The organism is Streptomyces sp. NBC_00029 (genome assembly GCF_045160505.1).
Classification (GTDB): domain Bacteria; phylum Actinomycetota; class Actinomycetes; order Streptomycetales; family Streptomycetaceae; genus Streptomyces.
On record NZ_CP108292.1, the window covers coordinates 1,612,009 to 1,637,646 of the forward strand.

At 72.0% G+C, this 25,638-nt stretch carries 24 protein-coding genes; 10 read left to right on the forward strand and 14 right to left on the reverse strand.

Features of this window, described 5'->3' with window-relative positions; translation table 11 throughout:
* The first annotated feature begins 81 nt into the window (after positions 1-81).
* The 3 genes from OG753_RS08030 (at position 82) to OG753_RS08040 (ending at position 2,463) form a co-directional block, all read left to right on the forward strand.
* A complete protein-coding gene (locus OG753_RS08030; RefSeq protein WP_327261106.1) occupies positions 82-1,020 on the forward strand; it encodes a M48 family metalloprotease in 939 nt (312 codons plus the stop codon).
* Between the two features lie 57 nt (positions 1,021-1,077).
* Complete coding sequence (locus OG753_RS08035) at positions 1,078-1,722, forward strand: phosphatase PAP2 family protein (RefSeq protein ID WP_327261107.1); 645 nt, start codon at positions 1,078-1,080, stop codon at positions 1,720-1,722.
* A 102-nt stretch (positions 1,723-1,824) separates the two neighbouring features.
* Positions 1,825-2,463, forward strand: coding sequence for a helix-turn-helix domain-containing protein (locus tag OG753_RS08040; RefSeq protein ID WP_327261108.1), 639 nt, complete (start codon positions 1,825-1,827; stop codon positions 2,461-2,463).
* A 2-nt stretch (positions 2,464-2,465) separates the two neighbouring features.
* Here OG753_RS08040 and OG753_RS08045 read toward each other — a convergent pair whose 3' ends face one another.
* Entirely contained in the window at positions 2,466-3,932 is a 1,467-nt protein-coding gene (locus OG753_RS08045) for a hypothetical protein (RefSeq protein WP_327261109.1), read from the reverse strand.
* Positions 3,933-4,027: 95 nt separating this feature from the next.
* Here OG753_RS08045 and OG753_RS08050 point away from each other — a divergent pair, with 95 nt between their 5' ends.
* From OG753_RS08050 to OG753_RS08060, 3 genes are all read left to right on the forward strand, one after another.
* Positions 4,028-4,732, forward strand: coding sequence for a DUF305 domain-containing protein (locus tag OG753_RS08050; protein WP_405787849.1), 705 nt, complete (start codon positions 4,028-4,030; stop codon positions 4,730-4,732).
* 52 nt (positions 4,733-4,784) lie between these two features.
* Positions 4,785-6,179 carry an FAD-dependent oxidoreductase gene (locus OG753_RS08055; protein ID WP_327261110.1) on the forward strand — a complete coding sequence of 465 codons (1,395 nt, stop codon included), beginning with the start codon at positions 4,785-4,787 and terminating at the stop codon, positions 6,177-6,179.
* A gap of 188 nt (positions 6,180-6,367) precedes the next feature.
* Entirely contained in the window at positions 6,368-6,985 is a 618-nt protein-coding gene (locus OG753_RS08060; RefSeq protein ID WP_405787850.1) for a prealbumin-like fold domain-containing protein, read from the forward strand.
* 39 nt (positions 6,986-7,024) lie between these two features.
* Here OG753_RS08060 and OG753_RS08065 read toward each other — a convergent pair whose 3' ends face one another.
* From OG753_RS08065 to OG753_RS08075, 3 genes are all read right to left on the reverse strand, one after another.
* Positions 7,025-7,369 (reverse strand): helix-turn-helix transcriptional regulator, encoded by a 345-nt coding sequence (locus OG753_RS08065; protein ID WP_327261112.1) that lies wholly within the window; start codon positions 7,367-7,369, stop codon positions 7,025-7,027.
* A 135-nt stretch (positions 7,370-7,504) separates the two neighbouring features.
* Entirely contained in the window at positions 7,505-8,605 is a 1,101-nt protein-coding gene (locus OG753_RS08070) for an NADH:flavin oxidoreductase/NADH oxidase (protein ID WP_327261113.1), read from the reverse strand.
* Positions 8,606-8,681: 76 nt separating this feature from the next.
* Entirely contained in the window at positions 8,682-10,004 is a 1,323-nt protein-coding gene (locus OG753_RS08075) for a wax ester/triacylglycerol synthase family O-acyltransferase (protein ID WP_327261114.1), read from the reverse strand.
* 223 nt (positions 10,005-10,227) lie between these two features.
* Here OG753_RS08075 and OG753_RS08080 point away from each other — a divergent pair, with 223 nt between their 5' ends.
* The gene (locus tag OG753_RS08080) at positions 10,228-11,319 is read left to right on the forward strand and encodes an exo-alpha-sialidase (RefSeq protein ID WP_327261115.1); all 1,092 of its coding nucleotides are present in this window, start codon (positions 10,228-10,230) and stop codon (positions 11,317-11,319) included.
* 64 nt (positions 11,320-11,383) lie between these two features.
* Here OG753_RS08080 and OG753_RS08085 read toward each other — a convergent pair whose 3' ends face one another.
* The 8 genes from OG753_RS08085 to OG753_RS08120 all read right to left on the reverse strand — a co-directional run bounded on the left by OG753_RS08085 (position 11,384) and on the right by OG753_RS08120 (position 19,916).
* Positions 11,384-13,720: a methyltransferase domain-containing protein gene (locus OG753_RS08085; protein ID WP_327261116.1), complete on the reverse strand. Its 2,337-nt coding sequence runs from the start codon at positions 13,718-13,720 to the stop codon at positions 11,384-11,386.
* Complete coding sequence (locus OG753_RS08090) at positions 13,717-14,412, reverse strand: antibiotic biosynthesis monooxygenase family protein (RefSeq protein WP_327261117.1); 696 nt, start codon at positions 14,410-14,412, stop codon at positions 13,717-13,719. Before OG753_RS08090 ends, OG753_RS08085 begins: the two co-directional genes overlap by 4 nt.
* 34 nt (positions 14,413-14,446) lie before the next feature.
* Positions 14,447-15,469, reverse strand: coding sequence for a methyltransferase (locus OG753_RS08095; protein WP_405787852.1), 1,023 nt, complete (start codon positions 15,467-15,469; stop codon positions 14,447-14,449).
* A gap of 148 nt (positions 15,470-15,617) precedes the next feature.
* On the reverse strand, positions 15,618-16,736 hold the full coding sequence (locus tag OG753_RS08100) for a DegT/DnrJ/EryC1/StrS family aminotransferase (protein WP_327261119.1): 1,119 nt from the start codon (positions 16,734-16,736) through the stop codon (positions 15,618-15,620).
* Positions 16,733-17,176: an FdtA/QdtA family cupin domain-containing protein gene (locus OG753_RS08105; protein ID WP_327261120.1), complete on the reverse strand. Its 444-nt coding sequence runs from the start codon at positions 17,174-17,176 to the stop codon at positions 16,733-16,735. Before OG753_RS08105 ends, OG753_RS08100 begins: the two co-directional genes overlap by 4 nt.
* Positions 17,176-17,955, reverse strand: a complete 780-nt coding sequence (locus tag OG753_RS08110) for a class I SAM-dependent methyltransferase (protein ID WP_327261121.1) — start codon at positions 17,953-17,955, stop codon at positions 17,176-17,178. Before OG753_RS08110 ends, OG753_RS08105 begins: the two co-directional genes overlap by 1 nt.
* Positions 17,952-19,091 (reverse strand): nucleotide disphospho-sugar-binding domain-containing protein, encoded by a 1,140-nt coding sequence (locus tag OG753_RS08115; RefSeq protein ID WP_405787855.1) that lies wholly within the window; start codon positions 19,089-19,091, stop codon positions 17,952-17,954. The genes OG753_RS08110 and OG753_RS08115 overlap by 4 nt, the downstream gene beginning before the upstream one ends.
* Positions 19,092-19,397: 306 nt before the next feature.
* Entirely contained in the window at positions 19,398-19,916 is a 519-nt protein-coding gene (locus OG753_RS08120; protein WP_327261123.1) for a MarR family transcriptional regulator, read from the reverse strand.
* A gap of 143 nt (positions 19,917-20,059) precedes the next feature.
* On the opposite strand from OG753_RS08120, the gene OG753_RS08125 reads away from it, so the two are divergent.
* From OG753_RS08125 to OG753_RS08135, 3 genes are all read left to right on the forward strand, one after another.
* The gene (locus OG753_RS08125) at positions 20,060-21,649 is read left to right on the forward strand and encodes a DHA2 family efflux MFS transporter permease subunit (RefSeq protein WP_327261124.1); all 1,590 of its coding nucleotides are present in this window, start codon (positions 20,060-20,062) and stop codon (positions 21,647-21,649) included.
* Between the two features lie 310 nt (positions 21,650-21,959).
* Complete coding sequence (locus OG753_RS08130; RefSeq protein WP_405787857.1) at positions 21,960-22,565, forward strand: DNA-binding response regulator; 606 nt, start codon at positions 21,960-21,962, stop codon at positions 22,563-22,565.
* A 325-nt stretch (positions 22,566-22,890) separates the two neighbouring features.
* Complete coding sequence (locus OG753_RS08135; RefSeq protein ID WP_405787859.1) at positions 22,891-23,577, forward strand: hypothetical protein; 687 nt, start codon at positions 22,891-22,893, stop codon at positions 23,575-23,577.
* 101 nt (positions 23,578-23,678) lie between these two features.
* Here OG753_RS08135 and OG753_RS08140 read toward each other — a convergent pair whose 3' ends face one another.
* A complete protein-coding gene (locus tag OG753_RS08140) occupies positions 23,679-24,656 on the reverse strand; it encodes an acyltransferase domain-containing protein (protein WP_405787861.1) in 978 nt (325 codons plus the stop codon).
* Complete coding sequence (fabD, locus tag OG753_RS08145) at positions 24,653-25,624, reverse strand: ACP S-malonyltransferase (RefSeq protein ID WP_405787863.1); 972 nt, start codon at positions 25,622-25,624, stop codon at positions 24,653-24,655. The genes OG753_RS08140 and fabD overlap by 4 nt, the downstream gene beginning before the upstream one ends.
* Between the last annotated feature and the right edge of the window lie 14 nt (positions 25,625-25,638).

Consider the following 25,638-nt stretch of genomic DNA (forward strand, 5'->3'; position numbering starts at 1 on the left):
CGGCGCCCGGGGACGTGTCCTGCGTCACCAATGTTCCGAGGGCGTACCCGCAGGTAGTCCCGCGCTCATAGGCTGGCGACCATGATGGTCCCCGCCGCCCTCCTGTTGCTCGGCGCCCTGACCGCGGTGCTCGCCCCCCGTCTGCTGGCCCGGGCCCGATGGCCCGAGCGCGAGCCGGTCGTCGCCCTGTGGGTGTGGCAGTGCGTGGTCGGTGCGGTGCTCCTGTGCTTCGGGCTGTCGATGCTGCTGAGCGCGGCGGCCGCCTGGCAGGCGGTCCGGGGCCGGCTCTTCGCCGCCGCCCCGCACGGGGTGATCGAGGCCTACGCGCTGGGCACGTCCGGCGGGCCCTGGGCCGCCGTGACCGCGCTCGCGCTGGCGGGCGGCGGGCTGTGGACCGCGGCGATGCTGACCGGTGAGGTGCTGCGGGCGCGGGCCCGGCGGCGTGCGCAGGGCAGCGAACTGCTGGTACGGGCCCCCCTGCTGCCCGGGGAGGACCCGGCGGGCGCGCGGCTCGTCGTACTGGAGGGTCCCCGGCCGGACGCCTGGTGGCTGCCGGGGGCGGCCCCGCAGCTGGTGGTCACGACGGCGGCGCTGGGCCGGCTGAAGGGCAGCCAGCTGGACGCGGTGCTGGCGCACGAGCAGGGACACGCGGCGGCCCGGCACGACTGGCTGCTGCACTGCTCGCGGGCACTGTCCCGGGGCTTCCCGCAGGTGCCGGTCTTCGCCGCCTTCGAGGCGGAGATGCACCGGCTGGTGGAGATGGCCGCCGACGACGTGGCCTCGCGGCGGTTCGGACGGCTGACGATCGCGCTGGCGCTGGTCGGGCTCAACGAGGACCGCGGGGTCTTCGGGACCTCCTCGACCGAGCACGCGCACGTGCCGCAGCGGGTGCGCAGGCTGCTGTCGGCGGCGCCCCGGCTGTCCCCGGGCCGCCGGCTGCGGCTGACGGCACTGGCCACGCTGGTCCCGGCGATCCCGCTGGTGGTGGCCTTCGTACCGGGGCTGAGCGCCCTCGCGTAGTGCGCGCCCCGGCGCTCCTCGACGCCGCCAGGAGGGCGACGGTGCAAGGATCTCACCATGCGGAACGATCACTTGCGGTGGGCCGGCATCGGCTGCGCCCTGCTCGCGGCGGTCCTGACGGCGCTGGTGGTGGCGGGGTGGCCGCCACTGCTCGCGTACGACGTCCGGGTCGCGCGGGACCTGCACGCCCACGCGCTCACCCATCCGGGCTTCACGCATCTCATGCGGGTGCTCAGCGACTGGGTGTGGGACCCCTGGACCATGCGGGCCCTGGCGTTCACCGCCTGCGTCCTGCTGTGGTGGCGGGGCGAGCGGGTGAGGGCGCTGAGAGTGGCCCTGGCGACGCTGGCCGCCTCCGCAGTGCAGCAGGGACTGAAGGCGCTGGTGGGGCGGGAGCGTCCGGTGTGGTCGGATCCGGTGGACTCGGCGCAGTACGCGGCCTACCCGTCGGGCCACGCCATGACGGCGACGGTGGTGTGCGGGCTGCTGCTGTGGCTGCTCCCCCGCCCGGCCCCGGCATGGGCGCCGGCCGCCTGGGCGGTGGCCCTGGTATCGGTGCTCGGGGTCGGCTTCACCCGGGTGTACCTCGGGGTGCACTGGGCGTCGGACGTGCTGGCGGGCTGGCTCCTGGGAGTGGCCGTGCTGGCCCTCGCGGTGTGCGTGCCCGTCCGCAGAGGCGGAAGCGACCCGGTGGAGCGGTGAGGGTACGGCGTGCCTGCCCTGGATGATCCCCCGTGTCACCCAGAGCAGGCGACCCCGTGCGCTGAGTATATTGGCCCGGAGCCAGTCAACGCAGGAGTAAGCATGTCCCCGCGCAGCGCATCGGTCAATGAAGAATTGCGCAGACGTTCCCGGGAGCGGCTGCTGCAGTCCACGGTCGAACTCGTGGCCGAGCACGGCTACGAGGCCACGACGCTCGGCGACATCGCCGACCGGGCGGGCGCCGCACGCGGCCTGGTCTCGTACTACTTCCCGGGCAAACGGCAGTTGCTGCAGTCGGCGGTGCACCGGCTGATGCACCTCACCCTGTACGCCGCGCTGGAGCGGGAGCCCCGCAGCGACTGCGGGCGCGAGCGGCTCGCGCGTGCCGTCGACGCGGTCCTGGGGCTCGCCCGGGACGAACCGCTGCTGATGCGCACGCACATGGCGGGCATCCTCACGGCCGAAGGCTTCGTCCAGTGCCCCGAGCAGCAGCGGCTCGCGGAGCTGCTGCGGGACACCGTCGTCCGGTACGGCTCGGCGGACCCGGACACCGACTATCCGCTGCTGCGGGCCCTGTTGATGGGCGCGGTCGTGGCGGTCCTGCTGCCCGGCGCCCCGATGCCGGTGGCCCGGCTGCGGGCCGAGCTGTTCCAGCGCTACGGGCTGGACTGGGAGCTCGGTGTTCCGCCGGACGGCGGGCCGCCCGGCGGAACACCTCCCTCACAGCTCTCGCACCCCTGAGGTCAGCGGTACTCGGGCTGGGTCTGCACGTTGAGCCGGTCCATGCGCACCCATGTGGCGCTGTCGGTGCGCCGGTCGTCGATCCGGAGCACGTCGAGGCCCTTGACGATGTCGTTCGAGTAGATGTGCCCGTTGTAGTAGTAGGCCGACCAGGAACCGCCGAGTCCCAGCTGGTCCGTCGTCAGCGGTCCGCGCTCGAAGTACGCGATCTCCCTGGGCCGGGCGGAGTCGGTGAACTCCCATACGGAGACGCCGCCCTGGTACCAGGCCTGCACCATGATGTCGCGGCCGCCGCCGACCGGGATCAGCGAGCCGTTGTGGGCCACGCAGTTCTCGGTGTCGGCCTGGTGGCGCGGGATCTTGAAGTAGCTGCGGAAGGCGAGCTTGCGCTGGTCCCCGCGGCCGGTGATGTCGTAGATCCCGTCGGCGCCGCGGTCGGGACCGGTGGCCGCGTTGCAGGTGGCGCCGCCACCGCCGCCCAGTTCGTCGGTGAACACCACCTTGTTCGCCCGCTCGTTGAAGGTGGCGGAGTGCCAGAACGCGAAGTTGACATTGTCCTGGACCCGGTCGATGACCCGCGGCTGCTCGGGCCTGCTGATGTCGAAGAGGATTCCGTCGCCCATGCAGGCTCCGGCGGCCAGGTCCTTCGACGGCAGCACGGTGATGTCGTGGCAGCCGGTGGTCTTGGAGACGCCGGGGTTGGTGGGCGCGCCCGGGTTGCCGCCGTCGGGGAAGAGCACCGGGAACCCTACGACCGCGGCCTTCGTCGGCGCCTTCTTCGGGACCTTCACGACCGAGATGCCGTCGTGCGGCGGCTTGCAGTCGGGGAAGGCGTCGTTCGGGGAGTACGAGGCGACGTACAGGTAGATGTCGCGGTTGCCGGGCACCAGGGTGTGGGTGTGGGAACCACAGGCGGTCTCGACGGACTTGATGTAGCGGGGGTTCTTCTTGTCCTTGATGTCGAAGATCTTGATGCCCTCCCACGAGGACTTCTCCGTGGCGGGCTGCGAGACGCTGTTGCAGGAGTCGTCGCTGCGCGAGGAGTCGGTGGAGAGGAAGAGCAGGTCGCCGTGGACGGAGATGTCGTTCTGGCCGCCGGGGCAGAGCACCTGGGTGACGGTCTTCGGTGCCTTGGGGTTGGCGATGTCGTAGATGGTGAAGCCGTTGTAGTTGCCCGCGTAGGCGTACCGGCCCTGGAAGGCCAGGTCGGTGTTGATCCCGTTGGGGTCGCTGCTGGGGATGTTGGCCAGGGGCTTGATGTTGGCGCTGTGCACGATCTCGTCCTGGCCGGGGATGTCGCCCGGGGCGAGCTCCCCGCCCTCGGCGAGGCCCGCGCTCTGCCGGTTTCCGCCTCCGGGCGATAAGTCGCCCGGGTCGGGGGTGGCGGCCGCCGGTCCGGCGGCCAGGAGCGTGGCGAGGAGTCCGGCCGCGGCGACGGCCACCCCCACCCTCCCGTTTCGCACCCGCATGGTGTGTAGCGAGGTCACTGTGCCCTCCCATGGAAGCCCGATGGGTTCCGCCCGCAGGGGAACGGAACCGGGACCCCGGCAGTATCTTCCTTTTCATGGACATGGCAAAAGACCTCAAGGGTCACCGGGCCTCACCGCCCCGGCCCGTCCGGTTCGCCGCGGTGGTGGCGGCCGCCGGCCTCCTGCTGACACTCTCCGGCTGCCAGGGGGACGACGGGTCGGACCGGGCCGACGACGGACGGGCCTCGATCGTCGCGCCGGGCAGACCGGGCGAGAAGGCCCGTCACCTCACCCCGGAAGAGGCCGAGAAGGCGAAACCGGACGACAGCCCGAACGCCGCCGACCACGCCTACGTCTCGCGCATGATCGAACACCACAAGCAGGCGCTGACGATGAGCGCGCTGGCCCCGGAGCGCGCCGCGGCGGACGGCGTCAAGAGGCTGGCGGAGCGGATCACAGCGGCACAGAAACCCGAAATCGGCGCGATGGAGAAGTGGTTGGCGCGCCACCCGGCCCCCGCTCCGGCCGCGACCGCGGGCTCCGGCGGGCACGGGCAGGGCCACGACCACGGCGCGATGCCGGGCATGGCGACGGAGCAGCAGCTGGGGGAACTGACCGGGGCCCGCGGTGCCGACTTCGACCGGCTCTTCCTCACGCTGATGACCGCCCACCATGAGGGCGCCGTGAAGATGGCCGGCGAGGCGCTGGCCGGCGGGAACAACGTGGCGGTCGAGGAAATGGCCACCGAGGTGGTGGCCACGCAGAGCGCCGAGATCCACCGGATGCGCGCGATGGGCTGACTCCGCAGGGCGCCGGTGTCATGCTGGGACCACCTGCGGGAGGAGCTCCGCCGTGCTTCGTATCGCCGTCGTCGGATCGGGCCCCAGCGGGGTCTACGCGGCCCAGACGCTGGTTCAGCAGCGCGAGGTGCCCGGCGTACGGGTGGACGTGCTGGACCGGCTCCCCGCACCGTACGGGCTCGTCCGGTACGGGGTCGCCCCGGACCACGAGAAGATCAAGTCGCTCCAGGGCAGCCTGCGCACCGTGCTGGAGGACGAGCGGATCCGCTTCCTCGGGAACGTCGAGGTCGGCGCGAGGGGGCTGACCACGGACCGGCTGCTGGAGCTGTACCACGCGGTGGTGTACTGCGTGGGCGCGGCCCGGGACCGGATGCTGGGGATCCCCGGCGAGGAGCTGACCGGGGTGCACTCCGCCACGGCCTTCGTGTCCTGGTACAGCGGGCACCCGGATGCCGCCGCAGAGGCCTTCGACCTGCCCGGGGTGGACAGCGCGGTCGTGGTCGGGGCCGGCAACGTCGCGGTGGACGTGACACGGATCCTGGCCAGGGGCACGGCGGAACTCGCGCCGACGGACATGCCGCAGCCCGCGCTCGGCGCACTCGCCGAGAGCGGGGTGCGCAGGGTGGCGATGGTGGCCCGGCGCGGGCCCTCCCAGGCCAGGTTCACCACCAAGGAGCTGCGGGAACTGGGCACGCTGCCCGGTGTGGACGCCTGGGCCGACCCGGCCGAACTGGCCCTCGACCCCCTGTACACCGACCCGGGGGCGGCCGCCGCCCTGCCGGCGGTGGCGCGGCGGAACCTGGAGGTGCTGCGCGGCTGGGCCGGGGCGGATCCCGGCGGGGGGCCGCGGCGGATCGCGCTGCGGTTCTACCTGCGCCCGGTGGAGATCCTGGGCGGGCCGGACGGCCGGGTGAGCGGGATGCGCTTCGAACGCACCGCCCCGGACGGCAGCGGCGGGGTGACCGGGACGGGCGTCCACGAGGACATCGCGGCGCAGTTGGTGCTGCGCTCGGTGGGGTACAGGGGTGTGCCGCTGGCCGGGCTCCCCTTCGACGCCGCGAAGGGCACGGTCCCCCACGCGGCGGGCCGGGTGGTGCGCGCGGGCCGCGCCTCGCTCGGCGAGTACGTGGCCGGCTGGATCAAGCGCGGCCCGACCGGGGTGATCGGCACGAACCGGCCCTGCGCCAAGGAGACCGTGTCCTCGCTGCTCCAGGACGCGGGTGCACTGGCCCGCCGCTCCCTCCCCGGGGACCCTCTGGAGGCCCTGCTGGCGGCGGGTCTGCAACCGGTCCGGTGGCCGGGCTGGCTGGCCATCGAGGCGGCCGAGGCCGACCTGGGGCGCTCCCTGGGCCGGCGCTCCGTCAAGATCCCTGACTGGCCGGGCCTCTTGGGCGCGGCGGGCTCGACGGGGCCGGCGGGGTCGACGGGTCCGGCGTACTCGGCGTAGGGCCTCTCGCCGGGCGATGGCGGCCTCGGCCTGATCGGCAGGACACTCCCGTGGCCCGCCGCGGAAGTGCTTCCGAGTGGTCATCCGGCCGGAATGGACCCGTGCGGGAGTGTCGTCGTGCAGCCGCGTGCGCACGGGCCGATCATGTCGCTGGATCGAAGCCCGGAGCAGCAGGCGGATGGAGTGTCATGACAGCGAACGGATTCCTCCGGTCTGCGGACGGCTGGCGGCCCTGGGTCCTCGGCATGGTGGCGACCGCGCTGCTGGTGTCGACGCCCCCGTACGCCGCGGCGGCCGGGGTGGGCCCGGCCGCCGGGAACCTGCCGGGCGTCACGAGCCAGGCTGCCGGGGGCGCCGCCCGCTGCCCGGAGCACACCTGGGCCGACGGCCATGGGTGGTGTCCCCCGCCCGGCTGCGATGCGGAGCCTCCCGGCTGTGAGGGCCCCGGTGTGCCCCTCGGCGACGTCACGATGATCAAGGAGGACGCGACGACCGGTGACCCACTGGCCGGCGCCGTCTTCCAGCTCTGGGAGGAGACCAACGGCATCCCGGGACTCCAGCCCACCGGCAGCGACCCGGACACCTCCATCGGCGACACCTGCACCACCGCGGCCGACGGCACGTGCACGCGCACCCTGCCGACCGGCGTCTACTACTGGCAGGAGACCCAGGCCCCGCCCGGCTACGACCTGCCCCTCAACCCGGTGTTCGGCCCACTGGTACTGACGGAGGAGAACATCGCCGAAGGCGTGACGGCGACCGCCGAGAACACGGTCACGCCCGTGACCGCCGGTGGGGTCGCATGACCGGCCACCCGCGAGCACAGCGCGCCGGCGCCCTCGTGCTCACGTGAGCCGGGCCGTCTCGGCCGCGGCCGCCGCGAGGACGCTGTCGAGGAGGCCGGGGAAGAGCGCCTGCAGTTCCTCCCGGCGCAGGGCGTTGAGCTTGGTGGTGCCCCGGTAGGCCTGGCGTACGACACCGCTCTCGCGCAGGACGCGGAAGTGGTGGGTGGTTGTGGACTTGGTGACCGGCAGGTCGAAGTGCGAGCAGGCCAGCTCCTCGGCCGAGCCGGCCAGGTCCAGGACGATGGACAGCCGGACCGGGTCGGAGAGCGCGTGCAGCACGCCTTCCAGGCGGATCTCGCCCGCCTCGGGGTGGGCCAGGGTGCGGGAGGCGTCCCGTTCCGTCATGTCCCTGCTCCACTCACTCGGTCGGTGCGTTCCGGATGCCGCCGGCCCCATGGTACGAGAACCGTCGAAGAAGGCGGGCGGGCCGGGAAACCGGCGCTGCGGCTCCGGGGCCGGGCCGCCGGAGCCGGACCAGCGTCACCAGGAGCGGTGGTACTGGTCGGGGGTACGGATCTCCGCGCCCAGCTCGCGCGCCGCGCGACGGGCCCAGTACGGGTCGCGCAGCAGTTCCCGGCCCAGCAGGACGGCGTCGGCCTCGCCGTTGGCCAGGATCTTCTCGGCCTGCTCCGGTTCGGTGATCAGGCCGACGGCGGCCACGGGAAGGGCGGTCTCGGCCTTGACCCGGGCGGCGAAGGGGACTTGGTAACCGGGGCCGACGGGGATCTGGGCGTGCGGGGCGAGGCCTCCGGTCGAGACGTCGAGCAGGTCCACCCCGTGCGCCACCAGCAGCTGCGACAGCCGGACCGTCTCGTCGGCGGTCCACCCCTCCTCCTCCAGCCAGTCGGTGGCGGAGATCCGGAAGAGGAGCGGGAGCTCCTCGGGCCACACCGCCCGTACGGCGTCCACGACTTCGAGGGCGAAGCGGGTGCGGTTCTCGAAGGAACCGCCGTACTCGTCGGTGCGCCGGTTGCTGTACGGGGAGAGGAACTCGCCGATGAGGTAGCCGTGGGCGCCGTGGATCTCGACGGCCTCGTAGCCCGCGGCCAGCGCGCGCCCGGCGGCGGCCGCGAACTGGCCGGTGATCTCCCGGATCTCCTCGATCGTCAGTTCGTGGGGTACCGGGTAGCCCTCGGAGAACGGCACGGGGCTCGGGGCGGCCGGCTGCCAGCCGTGCGCCTCGGGCCCGACCGGCCGGCCGCCCTTCCAGGTCCGGTCGGTGGAGGCCTTGCGGCCGGCGTGCGCGATCTGGATGCCGGGGACGGTGCCGCCGGCCTTGAGGAAGGAGGTGATCCGGCGCAGCGCCTCGACCTGGGTGTCGTTCCAGATGCCGAGGTCGTAGGGGGAGATCCGGCCCTCCGGGGAGACGGCGGTGGCCTCCTGGATGATCAGGCCGGTGCCGCCGGTGGCACGGGCGGTGTAGTGCGCGAAGTGCCAGTCGTTCGCCACACCCGCGTTCGGCCCGGCCGGCTCGGCGCTGTACTGGCACATCGGGGCCATCCACACCCGGTTCGGGATGGTGACGGAGCGGAGCGTGTAGGGCGCGAACAGGGCGGCGAAGGCGGCGGGTGCAGCACTCATCAGGCTCTCCAGATACGACCGGGCATGCCGGGGATCGACTAAGTACGAGGAACACCGTACTACGAATTTTCTCGTACTACGAGACCTCTCGTACAAGCTTGTCGAGTTCCGCGCGCAGGGCCCCGGCCAGGGCCGCCAGATCCGGGACGGCCGCCGCGTCGGCGACCAGTCCGTAGTGCACCGTCCCCTTGTACGTGGAGACCGCGACGGCCAGCGACTGGCCGCGGGCCAGCGGGGCGAGAGGGTAGACCTCGCGGACCGGGCTCCCGCCGAGGGTGAAGGTGAAGCTCGGCAGCGGGACGCTGGTGATCAGGATGTCGAAGAGCAGCCGGGCCGCCTGGGCCACGAGCGGCCCGCCGAGCCGGTGGCCGAGCGGGTGGACGTGGTCGGCCAGCAGGGCCACGGCTCCGGCGCCGCGGGCGGGTCCGGCGTCCTTGTTGCGGTCCATCGCGGCGCGTACGTGGTCCAGGCGCCGCAGCGGATCGGGCTCGGCGAGCGGCAGCCGGAGCAGATAGCCGGAGAGCCGGTTCCCGGCGCCGCCGGACATGCCGGGCCCGCGTCGCCGGGAGACGGGGATCAGGGCGCGCGGCCCCGCGCCCCAGGGCTCGGGGTCGCCCCGCTCCGCCAGCCAGCGCCGCAGGCCGCCCGCGACCAGGGCGATCAGCACGTCGTTGACGGTGCCTCCGGCACCCTTGCGGACCAGGTTGACCTCGTCCAGGTCGAGTGCGAGGCCGGCGACCTCACGGGTGCCGGGGCGGGCGGAGTCCGCGGTGAGCGCCGCCGGCACGCCGAGCGGCAGCCCGGAGCGGGCCATGGCGGCGCCGATCTCCAGGGCCTGGCCGACGTCCTGGACCCGGGCCGCCAGGGCTCCGGGGAGGCGGCGCAGGACGGAGCCGCCCCGCTGCTCGGGGACCGGGCGGCCGGGCGGCCGCGGGGCGGTCCCCTCGTCGAACAGGGTGGCCGCGAGGGCGAGGGCGCCCAGGCCGTCGGCGAGGGCGTGGTGGAACTTGAAGAGCACGGCGAAGGACTGCGGATCGGGGCCGGCCAGTACGTGCGCCTCCCACGGCGGCAGCGCCCTGTTCAGCGGCCGGGCCATCAGCGGTCCGGCGGCGGCGTGCGGGACGGCCTCGTCCGTGCGGACGAGGAACACGTGGCGCGCCGGGTCGAAGCCGGGGTCCGGGGACCAGGCGGCCGCGCCGACGGGCAGCAGTACGTCGTGGATCCTGCGGCGCAGCCGCGGCACGGCGGCGCAGCGGGCGGCGAGCAGGCCGGCGGCCCGCTCGGCGGCGCCGGGGGCGGCGGCGCGGAAGACGGCGAGGGCACCCAGGTGCATGGGGTGATCGGCGGATTCGATCCGCCAGAAGGCGAGGTCGAGCGGGGACAGGTGCTCGGTGGCCACATACGTCCTGTCTCGTGCGGCGGCAGTGACCTGAAGTCAACCCATTCCGGGCACCGGCATGCAAGCAGCAATCATTTCGGGGCGGTAAATGATCGGTATTGATCTGCCCATCAGCAGCTCCGCGCCGTCCGCCGGGCCACTGTCACTGGCTGGGTACAGACTGGCGGAAAGATGCTCCGCAAGGAACGCCCGCCAAGGACGACGAGGTCCGGAGGTGCCGGCCATGGCCGACGCAGTACTGCTCGTGGGAACCCGCAAAGGACTCTTCATCGGCCGTCGCCGGGACGACGGACCGTGGGTGTTCGAGGAACCTCATTTCAACGCCCAGGCCGTCTACGCGGTCGCCGTCGACCGGCGGGGCCCCACGCCCCGGCTGCTGGTGGGCGGGGACAGTACGCACTGGGGGCCGTCCGTCTTCAGCTCCGACGACCTCGGGGCGACCTGGCGCGAGCCCGCCGCACCCGCCGTGAAGTTCCCCCAGGACACCGGCGCCTCCCTGGAGCGGGTCTGGCAGCTGCAGCCGGCCGGCCCCGAGGCCCCCGACGTGGTGTATGCGGGGACGGAACCGGCCGCTCTGTTCCGCTCTTCCGACCGGGGCGAGTCCTTCGAACTGGTCCGCCCGCTGTGGGAGCACCCGAGCCGCGGGAAGTGGGTGCCGGGCGGAGGCGGAGAGGGCCTGCACACGGTGATCACCGACCCCCGCGACGCGGACGCGGTGACCGTGGCCGTCTCCACCGCCGGCGTGTTCCGGACCAGGGACGGCGGGGCCAGCTGGACACCCTCCAACCAGGGCGTCTCGGCGGTGTTCCTGCCGGACCCGAACCCCGAGTTCGGCCAGTGCGTGCACAAGATCGCCCAAGACGCCACGGACACGGACCGGCTGTACCTGCAGAACCACTGGGGCGTCTACCGCAGCGACGACGCGGGGGGCCGGTGGACCGACATCGGCGGCGGGCTGCCCTCCGACTTCGGCTTCGCGGTCGCGGCCCACCCGCACCGGCCGGACACCGCCTACGTCTTCCCGCTCAACGCCGACTCCGACCGGGTTCCGGCCGAGCACCGGTGCCGGGTCTTCCGCACCCGGGACGCCGGCGCCACGTGGGAACCGCTGTCGCGCGGGCTCCCGGCCGGGGACCACTACGGCACGGTGCTCCGGGACGCGCTGTGCACGGACGACGCGGACCCGGCGGGCATCTACTTCGGCAACCGCAACGGCGAGGTGTACGCGAGCCACGACGACGGCGAGAGCTGGCAACTGCTCGCCGAGCACCTGCCGGACGTGCTCTGCGTACGGGCGGCCACGCTGGACCTCTGAGGGGCCCGGGCCGTCGGTGAGGGTCCCGGGGCCCGCCGACGGCCGGCGGGCCCCGGGACCGGACTCAGCCGCGGCGCTCGGCGGTCACGTGCCAGACCGGCATGGTCGCGTTGCCGAACTCGTCGAGCGCCAGGCCGTCGATCCCCTCCTCCCCGACGCGGGAGTCCGGGTACTCCGCCTTGATCATGGCGACGACGTCCTCGGCCGCCAGCGAGCTCGCGTAGGCAGCGGCCTCGACGGACACCACGTCCCACACGGCGCCGACGACCTCGCGCAGGCTCTGCGCGCTGTGCCGGTGAGGTCCGGGGAACGGCGCCTCGAGCTCCTCGGCGAAGCAGAACATGTGCAGCCTGGCCCCCGGCCGGCACGCGTCGTGCAGCACCTCGAGGTAGCGAAGGCGCTCGTCCTCGGCCAGCGCGTGGAAGCACGCACTGTCGACGACGGTGTCGAAGCGTGCTGCGAGACCCGAGAGCCGGGTGGCGTCCCCGATGACGAACTCGACCTGCACACCCCGGGCCGCCGCCCGTCGGCGTGCCACCTCCACGGCCGTCTCCGCCACGTCCACGGCGGTCACCCGGTGCCCCTTCGACGCCAGGAACGCGGCGTTGTCCCCGAGCCCGCACCCGACGTCCAGGACGTCGCCGGTGATCAGCCCGGCCTCCTGGACGGCGACCAGCGCCGGCTGGGGCCTGCCGATGTCCCAGGGCTGGACGGGCGGCGCATCCGCGTCCCCGGCGTACATGCGCTCGAAGTCGTACCGGTCGGGAATGTGGTCGGTGGAAAACGTCATGGGGCTCTCCCCTGCTCGGTTCGTGGACCGGACGGGCTGCGCGGGGCCGGAGGACGGCAGCCGCACGGACAGGTCGTGGTGGAAGACGTCGCGGGGGTCCCAGGTGGCCTTCACCACCTGCAGCGCCGCGTAGTTGTCCTTGTAGTAGAGCTGGTGCCAGGGCACACCGGACGTGTTCTGCTCCGGGTCCGCGAGGTCGATGTCCGGGTAGTTGATGTAGGACCCGTCCGTGCGTGCGCCGGAAACGGGCACGCCGCCGGTGTCCGCGTACAGCCCCGCGTAGAGCCCGCGCACCCAGGCGATGTGCAGGTCGTCCTCGGCCGGATCGCTCCAGGCCGCCGAGTAGGCGGCCTTGATCACCGAGTCGCGCTGCGCCGAGGAGGTGTCCGCCGGCGCCACGGCGTTGATCGCGCCCCCGTAGCCGTTGAGCATCATCAGCGATTCGCGGCCGAAGTAGTCCTCGCTGGTGAACGACCGGTAGAGGGAGGCGATCTGCTCATCGGTGTGCACGTCGCGCAGGTACGCGGCCTTGGACTTGGACCGCGCCCCCAGCACGGGGCCGGAGTCGCCCTGGCCCATGTAACGCACCCCGGTGAGCCACGGCAGCCGGGTGCGGAACACGAACGGCTGGGCCCCCACCCCTTCGTCGACGGCCGCGAGGAACTCCTCCAGCCGGTCCGAGGCGTCCGGCGCCGTGGCGTCCATCTGCACGTACATCGTGAGGTCCCCGCCCGAGCGGTGGCGGACCCAGAGCGACGCGAAGAGCCCGGCGTACGGCGAGCCGACACCGCTGTGCTCCACGTGCCAGGCCATGAAATTGCCGATGAGCCGGGTGAAGGCGGGCAGGTCGCACTGCTCCCACGACCAGTTGACCATCGCGATCAGCAGCGCGCCGGGCGGCTTGGGCAGCAGCTGAGCCGGGTCCGTCCCCGAGGCGCCCGGCGAGCGCATCCAGAACCGCGTCACGATGCCGAAGTTTCCGCCACCGCCTCCGGTGTGCGCCCACCACAGCGCCCGGTTGGGGTCGTCCGGCTCCCGGGTGGCCACCACCGTGCGCACCGTTCCGCACGCGGCGACGTGCACGACCTCGACCGCGTACAGGTGGTCGGCGACGAGGCCGTGCATCCGGGACAGCGGACCGTACCCGCCACCGGTGATGTGCCCGCCCGCGCCGACCGCGGTGCACACACCGGCGGGCAGGGTCACGCCCCAGTTCCGGTAGAGCGTCTTGTAGACGTGGCCGACGGTCGCGCCCGCCTCGATCGCGACGGCGCCGAGCTCCGGGTCGTGGTAGACCTGCGCCATCAGCGAGAGGTCGATCACGACCTCGACCGCCGGGTCGGCCACGAACGCCTCGCCGCAGTGGCCGCCGCTGCGCACGGCGACCCGTTTGCCCGCGGCGAGGGCCCGTTCCAGGGCGTCGGCGACCTGTTCGGTGGAGCTGACCAGCTCGATGTGGTCGGGCCGGCCGACGAACCGGTAGTTGTCGCCCCGCACCAGCTCGTCGTAGCGGAGGTCCTCGGGTCCGACGACGACCCGGCCGGGCACCGGGCGCCCGGCCGCCGCCGCGCGGGCAGCCGCGGTGGAGCCGCCGGACACGGTCGCCGTCACCGGTCACCCGCCGGCGCGTCGGCGGCCGAGCGCGCGTACACGACCTCGTACGTGTTCGACGACCGCGACGTCAGCAGCTGCCCGGCCTCGGCGCGCATGGACCGCGCGTGCGCCGGGCGCTGCTCCTCCGGCAGCGTGTGGAAGGCCTCGTACGTCTCACGGCTGTCCCATTGGGCGTAGTTGACGACGAAGTCCCCGTCGATGCCGCGCAGGATGGAGTGGGAGCGGTAGCCGGGCACACTCTGCGTCCACGCGTCCGGCTTGGCGAACAGCTCCACGAGCCGGGCCTGGTGCGCGGGCTCGACGCCCATGATGACGATGACGGTGAAGTCGTCACGGTCGGGCGAGATCTCGATGTGCTCCAGGGAGGGGTGCAGGTGGGTGGCCACCACCTCGGTCTTGAGCAGGTGGACCGACGTGGTCAGATCGGTGAAGTGGGGCACCGTGTTGTGCTTGAAGCTCTCGCCCTCGTAACGCTCCTGGAGGTCGTCCAGGCTGCGCCACTGGATGTAGTTCGCGGCGCAGGGGTGGTCCAGGCCGCCGTGCAGGGTGGAGGACCGCCACCCCGGGTAGTTGGCACCCTGGATGATCCCCTGCATCGTGTCGAGCAGGGTCTTCTGGCCTTCGCGGGTGGCGGTGTCGAAGAGGTTGAACACCGTGAGCGATCCGTTGTCCGGCGTGATGAATGGCATGTCTTCGGGTTCCTCCGGTTGGCTCGGGCCGGGGTCAGGCCCGGACGGCTTCGACGACGCTGTGCAGGCCCGCCCGGACGATCCGGGTCAGCCGGAGTCCGGCCTCGGCGAAGAGCTCGGCGAACTCGGCCTCGGTGCGCTGCCGGCCGCCGCACAGCACCAGCATGTTGAGGTCCATCAGGGAGACCGTCGGGGACGGTTCGGTCCGCTCCGGCATGACGGCCTCGACCAGCAGGACCCGGCCACCCTCGCCGAGCGCGGCACGGCAGTTGGCCAGGATCTTCAGGGAGTTCGCGTCGTCCCAGTCGTGGATGACGTTCGAGAGCAGGTAGGCGTCGCCGCCGGGCGGTACGGAGTCGAAGAAGTCGCCACCGACCGTTTCGACCCTGTCGTCGACGCCGAGCCCGCGGAACGTCTCCTTCGCGCCGACGACGACATCGGGCTGGTCGTAGAGCACGCCGCGGACGTCCGGGTTGGCGGCGAGCACCGCGGCGAGCAGGGCTCCGTGTCCGCCCGCGACGTCCACGACGGTGCCTGCGCCGCTGAAGTCGAACGCGTCGACGACGGGGGCGATCAGCTGGCGCGAGGCCTCGGTCATGGCGTCGTCGAAGATGCCGGAGACGTCGGTGCGGTCCCGCATGAAGTCCCAGACGTTCTGTCCGTGCACCTTCTCGAAGGCGGGTTCGCCGGTACGGACGCTGTCCGCGAGGCCGACCCAGGTGTTGCGGTCGGCGGCGAGGCCGGTCCACCGGGCGAAGTTGCGCATGGAGGTCGGCGAGTCGCTGCGCAGCGCCTCGCCCACGTCGGTCAGGACGTAGACCGCGCCGTCCAGCTCCTCGACGAGCCCGATGTCGGCGCAGGCCCGCAGCAGCCGGTGGAGGGTGGGCGCGTGGGCGCCGACGGCTTCCGCGATCTCGTCCACCGGGCGGGCGCCGTCGGCCAGTGCATCGGCGACGCCGAGTTCGGCGGCGGCGCTCACCGCGGCGGCCATCCAGCTCGATGTGACGAGCTGCAGGACGCGGACGGAGGGCGGGGGCTGCGGGTGTGAGGACTGCATGGGAAGCGGACCCTTTCGGTCGCGGGTTCGGTGGGGTGGGGGCGCCGTGCCGGAGCGCGGCCGTACGACGGCGTCGGCGGGCCGGTGGTCTGCCGGCGGTCCGGTCGGCCGGCGCACCGTGCGTGGTGGCGCGCCGGTGCGTCGTGGGTCAGCGCGTCCGGATCAGGGCCGCGGCGCGCACGGCGGCGATGACCTGCGTGACGTCCTCGTCGCGCAGGTGCGGTCCCATCGGCAGGCTGAGCACCTGGTCGGCGATGGACTCCGCGAGGGGGTAGGTGCCGGCCGGCCACTTGGCGGCGTCCGCGTACGCCTGCGAGAGGTGCACCGGAACGGGGTAGTGGATCAGGGTGCCGATCCCCGCCTCGGTGAGGCTCGCCTGCATCCCGGCCCGGTCGTCGCAGCGGACGACGAACAGGTGCCACGCGTGCTCGGCCCAGTCGGCCACCTCCGGCAGCCGCACACCGGGCAGGCCGGCGAGTTCGGCCCGGTAGCGGTCGGCGATCCGCGCCCGACGGGCGTTCCAGCGTTCGAGGTGTCCGAGCTTGACCCGCAGCAGCGCCGCCTGCACTTCGTCGAGCCGGGAGTTGGTGGCGCGGATCTCGTGGTGGTACTTGCGCCGGGAACCGTAGTTGCGGAGCAGCCTGAGCCGGTCCGCCACTTCGGCGTCCGAGGTGAGCACGGCGCCGCCGTCGCCGAGCGCTCCGAGGTTCTTGCCGGGGTAGAAGCTGAACGCGGTCGCCGTGGTTCCGCCGCCGATCCGCTCACCCCGGTGCCTGGCGCCGTGCGCCTGGGCGGCGTCGTCCACGAGCGCGAGGCCGTGCCGGTCCGCGATCCGCCGCAGGGCGGCGAGGTCCGCGGGCTGGCCGTAGAGGTGGACCGGCATGATCGCCCGGGTGGACGGGGTGATGGCCGCCTCCACCAGCGCCGGGTCGAGGAGGTGGGTGCCCTCGTCCACCTCGACGGGGACCGGTGTCGCCCCGGCCGCCGACACGGACAGCCAGGTGGCGATGTAGGTGGCGCTGGGGACGATCACCTCGTCGCCGGCGCCGATCCCCAGGGCCCTCAGGGCCAGTTCGAGGGCATCGCACCCGCTGCCGACCGCCACGCAGTGCGCGGCGCCGCAGTAGGCAGCGAACTCGGTCTCGAACGCGGTGAGTTCGTCGCCCAGCAGGAACCAGCCCGAGTCGACCACCCGGTGGTAGGCCGCGTCCAGCTCCTCGCGGATCTCGGCGTGCGGCGCCTTCAGGTCCAGGAAGGGGATCTTCACGCGAGCAGCCTCGCGTCGGCCGTGAACTCCTCGTACACACGGTAGTAGTCGGCCTCGTCGTAGTGTTCGGAGGCCAGCACGAGGGCGATGGCGCCCTCCGAGAAGTTCACGAGGGAGTTCCACACCATCGGTCCGATGTAGAGCCCCTGGTTCGGGTTGTCCAGGTGGTACCGGGAGGTGCCGGAGGTGTCGTCGACGGTGACGTCGAAGCTGCCGCGGACGGCGATGACGAACTGCTCCAGCCGGCGGTGCGCGTGGTCCCCGCGCACCGACTTCACCGGCAGGTCGTAGAGGTAGAAGAAGCGCTTGATCTCGAATCCGATGTCCTTGACACCCTCCACGATGGACAGGCTCCCGCGGTCGTCGACGACCGTCTGGAGGTCCATCAGCGTGCAAGGACGTACCTGGCCGACCGAACCGGTCGCCGATGACCTGGTCATCACCACTCCTGGGCTGCTGCGCTGGACGGGACGGTTTCCGTGCCGGGTGCGACGCCGATGAACAGGCCGCGGCCGGAAGGGCCGCCGGCCGTGTACGCGACCGTGAAGCCGGCCTTCTCGAAGGCCTGCTCGTACTGCTCCCGGGTGAAGAGGGACAGGACGTGGGTGTCGGAGAAGCGGCGCAGTCCCGCGGCCGGTTCGCCCACCGTGTACGCGACGCTCATCCGTGTGGTGGTGCCCTCCCGGACGGTGTGGGAGACGCGGGCGATGGTGCGTCCGTCGACCTCGACGACGGCGCCGCCGACGTACCCGTCGAGGAACTCGTCCGGGAACCACCACGGCTCGACCACCACCACCCCGCCGGGTGCCGTGTGCTCACGGAACACCCGCAGCGTCCGGTCGAGTTCGTCGGTCGACGCCATGTACCCGATGGAGCTGAAGAGGCAGGTGATCGCGTCGAAGGTGCGGCCGAGGCCGAAGGATCGCATGTCGTCCCGGTGGACGGTGACGCCCGGGAGCCGGCGCACCGCGAGGGCGTGCATCCAGGGTGAGAGCTCGACCCCTTCCACGTGGTCGACGCTCTTGCGCAGGGCCTCCAGGTGCGTGCCGGTGCCACAGGCCACGTCCAGGAGGCTGGAGACGGCGGACCGGTGTTCCCGCAGGACCCGCACAATGTCCTCGGCCTCGGCGGTGTAGTCCTTGCCCCGGCCGCGGTAGACCGCGTCGTAGATCTCGGCGTGCTCCGCGCCGTACGCCTGCTCCGCGCTGGAGGTGGTCATCGGCGCACCAGTCCTTCCAGGTCGGCGACGAGGTCATTGGGGGTGGGGAGCGAGTTGAGCTCCCGCGCGAGTTCCCGCGCCCGCTGGGCGTAGCCGTCGTCGGAGAGGACCTTGCGGCACGCCTCGAAGGTGCCGTCCGGCGATCCGTCGCCCCGGTGGAGCACGATGCTCGAACCCTGCCGCTCCAGCATGCGCAGCGAGTCCTCGAAGGCCACGAACTGGTTGAGGACGACCTGGGGCGTGCCCGCCGCCATGGCGTTGAGCGCGGTGAGGCCTCCACTGTGGACGATCGTGTCGCAGGTGCGGACGAGGAACTCCAGCGGCACCCAGCCGCTGCGCACCTGCGGGAACAGGGTGCGCAGCTTCTCGCTCGCCTCCTCGTTCGCCGCGACGACGATCTCGGCGTCGAGCTCGGTGAGACGGGACACCAGCGCGCAGAGGTGGTCGAACACCTGGGGCATCGCGGTGCGGAAGCTGCCGTAGGTGACGCACACCCGGGGACGCTCGGCCGGTGTGTACATCCACGGTTCGAGGGTGCGCTGGCGGTTGCCGGGCACCCACCTCATCGGCCGGCCGGGGCGTGCGCCGGGCGGTATCAGGCTCGGCGGGCAGAGGTCGAGGAACAGGTCCGGCTCGGGCAGCGAGCCGAGGTCCAGCAGGTCGAGCTCCGGGGCGAGTTCCTCGTTCGCGTGGCTCTCCGCACCGTCGAAGTGCAGCCAGTCCCAGGCCTGCCGGACGTACGGGATGCCGAGGTGGGCGGCCAGCAGTCCGGCCGCGTAGGCATCGGTGCCGCCGACGACGAGGTCGGGGCGCCAGCTCTTGGCGAGTTGCAGCAGGGCGTCGAGGCTGACCGCCGCCTGGCGGCCGAACCAGCGTCCCACGTACGGCAGTTCCTGGTCCGGGGACCAGGGGAACTCGATGGGTCCACCCGGCCGGTTCAGTTGCTTGATGCTCTCCGTGGTGTGGCCGGCGGCCACGGGTACCGGTGGCAGTCCGACGGCCTCGATCGTGTCGGTGAGCTCGTCGAAGGCCGCGACGACGATCTCGTGCCCGGCGTTGCGCACCGCCGTCGCGAGCGGGGTCAGGGCGAATACGCCGGCCGGACTCGTTCCTGCGGCGATGAAGAGGACTTTCATGCATCTCCTTTGGTCTGGCCGTCCTGGAGGCATGGCTGCGCCGCCCCGCCCGGCCGATGACGTTCGGGCGCGGGTGACCACGCCTGGCGGGAGGCGGGCGGGAGCGGAGGGATCGGTGCCCATGCGGAGGAGCGGCCCCGGACTTCACGGGCGGGGAGCCGTCGGGCGGGTCGCTCGGCCAGTCCAGGGGGACACCGGCGCACGGGCGGGTGTCACGGCTGGGCTACTGGCGGAGGAGGCGGAACGGGGCCTCTGGGCACACACGTTCCAAGATGAAGGCAATCTTCTTCGCAGCAGGTCGGGTTGTCAAGCACGCCGTGGGGCACGGGTGCCCGGCCGGGGCGCCTGGTACTCGTCCGAGAGCAGCGAGTCCATCGTCCCGCGGAGGTGGCCGATGAAGTCCTCGAACTGGCGCAGCTGTTCGGGTGCGTACGTCGCCATCTCCGCGGCCATGCGGATGGCGTAGGGGCCGAAGAACTCCTCCGCGCGCGGCCGGACATGGGCGCTGCTGCGCAGCGTCACGATCCTGCGGTCGCTGTGTTCGCGGGTGCGGGCGATGTGCCCCGCCCCCTCCAGGCGGTTCAGCAGGGCGGCCGTGGCGCCGGAGGACAGGGATATGCGTTCGCTCAGCCGGGCGGGGGACAGGGGTGCGCCCTTGTCCTCGGCGTACAGGATCTCCGCCAGCGCCGCGGCGTCGGTGGAGTGCAGTCCCAGCCAGAGGGCGAAGCGCCGGGTGAACTCGGTGTAGTTCGCACCGAAGGCCCTCAGCCCGTCCATGAGCCGGTCGCGCTGCGCCTCGAGGCCGCCCAACTCCGGCTTCTCCATTCACGTACCCCTTCCGATCCTCGCCACCGACGCACTGTTTCGCGGCTCGGTTGACAACCCGACTCCCTCAAACTACCTTCACCGTGAAGATACCCTAGAGTGGAGGCATCTTGAATACCACAGCAGACCCGGAGTCCCCTCCCATGAGCAGGTGGCTCGGCCTCATCGCCGTGTCTCTGGGTGTGGCCCTGATCGTCGTGGACATCACGATCGTGAACGTGATCCTCGCCCCGATCATCGAGGACCTCTCGGTCGACTCGGTCGAGGCCCAGTGGATCCAGGAGTCCTACGCGATCGTCTTCGCCGCGCTGCTCCTGCTCACCGGCCGGCTCTCCGACCTGCACGGCGCCCGCAAGATCTTCCTCATCGGCCTCGCCGTGTTCGGCGCCACGAGCCTGCTGGCCGCGGTCGCGCCGAGCGGCGGCATGCTGATCCTGGCCCGGTTCCTGCAGGGCATCGGCGGAGCCATGATCCTGCCGTCGTCGCTCGCCATGGTGAACGCGACCTTCACGGGCAAGGCCCGGGGCCAGGCGTTCGCCATCTGGGGATCGACCATCGGCGCCGCCGCGGCCGTCGGTCCGCTGCTGGGCGGCTGGCTCGCGGACTTCTCCTGGCGCTGGGCCTTCGGCATCAACATCCCGCTGGTGGCCCTGATCACGGCGGGCATCCTGATCTACCTGCCCCCGTCGCCCCGCACCCAGGGCCGCGTCGACGTCATCGGCAGCATCCTGTCCGTGATCGGGCTCGGCTTCCTGGCGTTCGGACTGATCGAGGGCCGCAACTACGGCTGGCTGGTCACCACCGAACCGCTGAGCATCGGCGGGATCTCCTGGAGCGCCGGCCCGTCCCCCGTGTTCGTCTCGTTCCTCGTGTCGGCACTGGTCCTGTTCGCCTTCTGGCGCCGGCAGGCAGCACTCGGCCGCAAGAACGACGAGCCCCTGATGGACGTGCGGCTCTTCTCCATCCCCTCGTTCCGCAACGGCAACGTGGTGACGCTCATCGTCGGCCTCGGCGAATTCGGCATCATCGCGGTGCTGCCCCTGTGGCTGCAGTTCGCCCTGGACTACAGCGCCTTCCAGGCGGGGCTCGCTCTCGTCGCCCTCGCCGTCGGCAGCTTCTGCGCGAGCGGTGCGAGCTTCTCGATGTCGGCCTCCGCACTGGCGCAGGTACGGATCGGCCTGCTCCTCGAGGCCGTCGGCCTGGTCCTCCTCGGCCTGATCGCCGCCACCGACAGCGCCTGGTGGCTGATCGCGATCGCCCTGTTCCTCTACGGCATCGGCGTCGGGTTCGCCACGGCCCAGGTCACCAACATCGTCCTCGTGGACGTGCCCGCCGAGAGCGCGGGGCAGGGCTCGGGCATCCAGAGCGCGGCACGCGAACTGGGTTCCGCACTCGGCATCGCCGTCCTGACAACGCTGTTCTTCAGCTCGCTCGCCTCGACCCTGCAAGGCCGCCTGACCGATGCAGGACTCTCGGGCAAGGACGCGGAGCAGCTCAGCGGAGTCGTGACGGACACCGCCGGATCGGTGATCCCCTCGCTCTCGGCCGACCCGTCGACCGCATCGGCCGCGGACGCTGCACGTGAGGCGATGACCGTCGGGCTCGAACTGTCCAGTTACGTCTGCGCCGGGCTGCTGGTACTGGCGCTCGCGGCCACGCTGTTCGTCACGCCGAGGTCCGCGGCCGCAGCCGAGAAGTCCGAGCCCTCACTGCAGGAACCCAGCCCGCACTGAGCCCCCGCGCACTCGGACCAAGTGCGCGGCCACCGGGCGCCGACCCCGCGGCGGCGCCCCCGGAGACGACCCGGTCGGCGGGTTCCATTCCCCCGTAACCCCCGGCCGGGTCACCTCCGTTCGATGGAAACCTGGTTTCACATCCCGGAATCCCGGGACGGAACACCGTCCCGGGTTCCGCGAGATTTCGCCTACGTCAACCCAGGGGCAGCAAAATTTTTTCTGTACAACTACCCACCGGAAGCTAGGATCCTGACCAGGCCAGCGCCATCGCACGCTGCAGGACACTCGCGTTCACCCTGGAGGGAAAGTGACTACAGTTCTGCTCGCCGAAGACGTTTGCATGGTACGGGGGGCGTTCCTTGCATTGTTCGCACGGGAAGCTGACATCGATGTCGTAGCAGACCTCGGAGACAGCGGGGAAATACTGCCGGCAGCCCGGCTCCACAAGCCGGACGTCGCAGTGATCGATATAGACATGCCCGGTCAGGACGACCTGTCGATTATCCAGGAGATCCACGATGAATTACCGGGCACCCGCACGCTGATACTCACGCATCACTGGCGCCCGACGATCGTGCGCCGCGCACTGGACATGAGGGTCGACGGATTCCTCGTCAAGTGCTCCCCGCCGGAGAAGCTCGTGAGCACCGTGCGCGACCTCGCCGCAGGACATCGCGTGATCGACGCGGACCTCGCCGTGTCCGCATGGCAGGCGCCGATCCCCCCGCTCACCGAGCGTCAGCTCGAGGTGCTGAGACTCGCCGCGGCCGGCGAGGGCGTTCCCGACATCGCGGCGCGGCTCAACCTCTCCCCCGGCACCATCCGCAACTACCTGACCTCGGTGACGGCCAAGCTCAACGCGCGCACCCGCATGGACGCGGTCCGCATCGCGGCGGACGCCGGCTGGCTGTGACGGGCGACGCGCCCCGTCCGCCAAAAGAAGTACCGGATATTCCCTGGGCCCGCCAGTGAATGCATCACACGGAGGGCGTGAGATTCTCATGACCCCACCGGACGATTCCATAATGCATTGATGATGAAGACACTCCCGCATGGAGGCAATCTGACTTACGTTGGAGGCGGCCGGTTCCCGAGGCCGAAACAAGGGGGAAGTAGACAGTCTTATGGGATGCCCAACCAAATACCGCCATCATGCTTCTGAAAACCCGCCCACATGCGTTTCGAATACCGCGGACTGCACGTTGTGCGACAGCTGCAGAGAACAGATCGCCTCGTGCTTGAGCGAGTTGCCCGCCCTCTACTTGTCCTGCGAGCTCTCGCTCGCGGGAACCCGCACGCCACGCGAGAGAGTTTCGAGTTCGAACAGCCGGCAGGAAATGCCGTTCAACGCGGAAGCCGCCGAAGTGCGTTCCTCCGTCAGATCCGTCCTGGCCTCCTGGGCATCCCTCGTCGCACAAGAGCGCGGGCTCGATGCACCGCAGCGCGATGTCGTCCAGATGGCACGGTTCATCCATGAGAACATCCCGTGGCTTTCCGGCCATTCTGCGGCCGGCGAGGCAGTCGAGGAGTTCAGCACGCTGACCCGCCGCGCGCGACGGGCGAGCGAACCACGGGCTGTACGGGTCGTCCCGCTCGGCGACTGCATGCACCCGAGCTGTACCGGCAAGCTCCGGGCCGTGGTCAAGGTCGTCTCCGGCACCCGCTCGAAGCCGTCGGAGATCCGGTGCAGCGTCGACGACACGCACTGGTGGGCCTCGGACGAATGGGCGGCGCTGGCAGCGTGCGTACAGAGCCACACGACGTCCCGCCGCGCCTGGTACAGCGTTTCGGACATCGCGGCGCTCTGGAACATGCCCAACGGCAGCATCTACCGGCTCGCCAGCCAGTACCGGTGGCGTCGCCGCAAGGTCTCGGGCAAGGTCTTCTACCACGCGTCGGACGTCAACGACGCGCAGAAGCCCTGATCCAGGGGTCATGAAGTCCTGACGTCGAAAAAGCGGGGTGCCGGCGCATGCGCCGGCACCCCGCCTCCGTGCGCGGCCCGCAGATCCTGCCCCGCCCGGGATCAGGCACGTGCTTCCAGTTCCGCGAGCCCCTTCGTCCAGGCCGTCCACGCGTCGCGACCCGGAGGAGCCAGCAGCGGGACCACTCTGCTGCGCCCTGCCCGCACCGAGACGTGCCGGCGCGCCAGAGTGGCGAGTCCGCCGGCCGGTGCCCCGTCGACGACGGTGTACTCCCCGCCGCCCAGCACGCTGTCCAGGGCGGGCCAGAACAGCACCGGCTCCGCCATCTGGGCCGCCCAGAACTCCGGCAGCGCGGCCTCCGCGTCCGTGACGACACGGCCCGTACGGGTCGACACGATCGGGATCGTCGCCGGATCGAGCGTCTCGGCCGCGACGGCGGCGGCGAACCTGCGCGCGGCACGGTCCATCGCGGGCGAGTGCCAGGGCTCGAGCGAGCGCACCCGCCGGGCGGCCATCCCCCCGGCGCGCACGGCGCGTTCGGCCTCGGAGAGCTGCGGCTCCGGCCCGGCGAGGACCGTCTGCAGCGGGCCGTTGTGCGCGCCCACCACCACGCTCTCCCCCACCGACCGGCTGCGGATGCAGTCGAGCACCGTTTGCGGGGCTCCCGCGACGGCCAGCATGCCCCCCGGTGGGGCCTCCGCGAGCGCCGCGCAGCGTGCGGCGAGGATCCGGGCCGCCGCGTGCAGGTCGAACACGCCGGCGAGGGTGGCCGCGGCCAGCTCGCCGACGCTGTGACCGATCAGCAAGGACGGCCGGAGGCCCCGGCCCGCCAGCACCGCCCCGATCCCGTACCCGATCATGAACAGCAGGGGCTGCGCGGTCGTGCCCCGGTCGGCCGGAGCGCCGTCGACGCAGGCCAGCCAGTCCTCGCGGACGGTTTCGCCCCCGGGCCCCAGGGCGGCGAGGAACTCGTCGGCCACGGCGGCGAACCGCGGCTCCCGCCGGTAGAGCTCGACGGCCATGCCCGCGTGCTGAAAGCCCTGGCCCGGCAGGAGCAGGACGATCCCCTGTCCGGTCATCGCGCGCCGGCCCCGCGCGCCCCGGAGGCACCGAGCGCCGCGACCACGCGGTCGAGGCGCTGGGCGTCGCGGGTCCGGTACACCTGGGCCTCCGGGCACAGGCGGGCGCACAGACTGCTCAGCGCCTTGCCCGGCCCGACCTCGACGAACCGGTCGACCCCGGAGTCCGCGAGCGCCAGGACGGTGTCGGTCCACAGCACCCGGCTGGTGAACTGCCGCCGCAGGCAGCGCGCCGCCTCCCGCGCGGTGCGCACGGGCGCGGCCGTCACCGCGGACACCACGGGGACGACCGGGTCGCGGAGCTCGAACCCTTCGAGGACCCGGGCGAACTCCTCCTCGATTCCGGACAGCAGGCTGCAGTGCGCCGCGCCGCCCACGTCCAGTGTCAGCACCCGCTCCGCCCCCGCCCGTTCGGCGAGTTCGAGGAGCCGGGCCACTCCCCCGGTCTGGCCGGACACCACGATCTGGCGGTGGTCGTTGTGATTCGCGATCTCGACCACCTCCCCGGTCGCGGCGGCGGCCCGGGCGCACAGATCCTCCAGTTCGGCCGGTGCGATGCCGATGACGGCCCCCATGCTGCCCGGGATCCGTCGGTTGACCGACGCCATCAGCTCGCCGCGGAGCCGGACGAGCCGCAGGCCGTCGGTCCAGTCGAGCACGCCGGCCGCCACCATGGCCGTGAACTCCCCGAGGCTGTGCCCGGCGACGACGTCGGGCACGACCCCGTGCACCCGGAGCACCTCGTGGGCGACGACGCTGGTCAGGAACACGGCGGGCTGGGTCACCGGCATCGCGCCAAGCTCCGCGGCCGGGCCCTCCCGGCACAGTCCGGTCAGCGGTATGCCCAGGATCTCGTCGGCAACCCGGTAGTGCGAGTCGAGGAACTCCGGGTGCCGCTCCACGAGTTCGCCGCCCATACCGACGCGTTGCGAACCCTGGCCCGGGAACACGAAAGCCGTCCTGCTCATCTTCGGCACCACCC

Excerpts from the sequence above, each read along its gene's own strand:
- OG753_RS08030 (WP_327261106.1), top strand. The coding sequence starts at position 82 with ATGATGGTCCCCGCCGCCCTCCTGTTGCTCGGCGCCCTGACCGCGGTG.
- OG753_RS08035 (WP_327261107.1), top strand. The coding sequence starts at position 1,078 with ATGCGGAACGATCACTTGCGGTGGGCCGGCATCGGCTGCGCCCTGCTC.
- OG753_RS08040 (WP_327261108.1), top strand. The coding sequence starts at position 1,825 with ATGTCCCCGCGCAGCGCATCGGTCAATGAAGAATTGCGCAGACGTTCC.
- OG753_RS08045 (WP_327261109.1), bottom strand. The coding sequence starts at position 3,932 with ATGCGGGTGCGAAACGGGAGGGTGGGGGTGGCCGTCGCCGCGGCCGGA.
- OG753_RS08050 (WP_405787849.1), top strand. The coding sequence starts at position 4,028 with ATGGACATGGCAAAAGACCTCAAGGGTCACCGGGCCTCACCGCCCCGG.
- OG753_RS08060 (WP_405787850.1), top strand. The coding sequence starts at position 6,368 with ATGACAGCGAACGGATTCCTCCGGTCTGCGGACGGCTGGCGGCCCTGG.
- OG753_RS08065 (WP_327261112.1), bottom strand. The coding sequence starts at position 7,369 with ATGACGGAACGGGACGCCTCCCGCACCCTGGCCCACCCCGAGGCGGGC.
- OG753_RS08070 (WP_327261113.1), bottom strand. The coding sequence starts at position 8,605 with ATGAGTGCTGCACCCGCCGCCTTCGCCGCCCTGTTCGCGCCCTACACG.
- OG753_RS08080 (WP_327261115.1), top strand. The coding sequence starts at position 10,228 with ATGGCCGACGCAGTACTGCTCGTGGGAACCCGCAAAGGACTCTTCATC.
- OG753_RS08090 (WP_327261117.1), bottom strand. The coding sequence starts at position 14,412 with ATGCCATTCATCACGCCGGACAACGGATCGCTCACGGTGTTCAACCTC.
- OG753_RS08095 (WP_405787852.1), bottom strand. The coding sequence starts at position 15,469 with ATGCAGTCCTCACACCCGCAGCCCCCGCCCTCCGTCCGCGTCCTGCAG.
- OG753_RS08105 (WP_327261120.1), bottom strand. The coding sequence starts at position 17,176 with ATGACCAGGTCATCGGCGACCGGTTCGGTCGGCCAGGTACGTCCTTGC.
- OG753_RS08110 (WP_327261121.1), bottom strand. The coding sequence starts at position 17,955 with ATGACCACCTCCAGCGCGGAGCAGGCGTACGGCGCGGAGCACGCCGAG.
- OG753_RS08115 (WP_405787855.1), bottom strand. The coding sequence starts at position 19,091 with ATGAAAGTCCTCTTCATCGCCGCAGGAACGAGTCCGGCCGGCGTATTC.
- OG753_RS08120 (WP_327261123.1), bottom strand. The coding sequence starts at position 19,916 with ATGGAGAAGCCGGAGTTGGGCGGCCTCGAGGCGCAGCGCGACCGGCTC.
- OG753_RS08125 (WP_327261124.1), top strand. The coding sequence starts at position 20,060 with ATGAGCAGGTGGCTCGGCCTCATCGCCGTGTCTCTGGGTGTGGCCCTG.
- OG753_RS08140 (WP_405787861.1), bottom strand. The coding sequence starts at position 24,656 with ATGACCGGACAGGGGATCGTCCTGCTCCTGCCGGGCCAGGGCTTTCAG.
- fabD (WP_405787863.1), bottom strand. The coding sequence starts at position 25,624 with ATGAGCAGGACGGCTTTCGTGTTCCCGGGCCAGGGTTCGCAACGCGTC.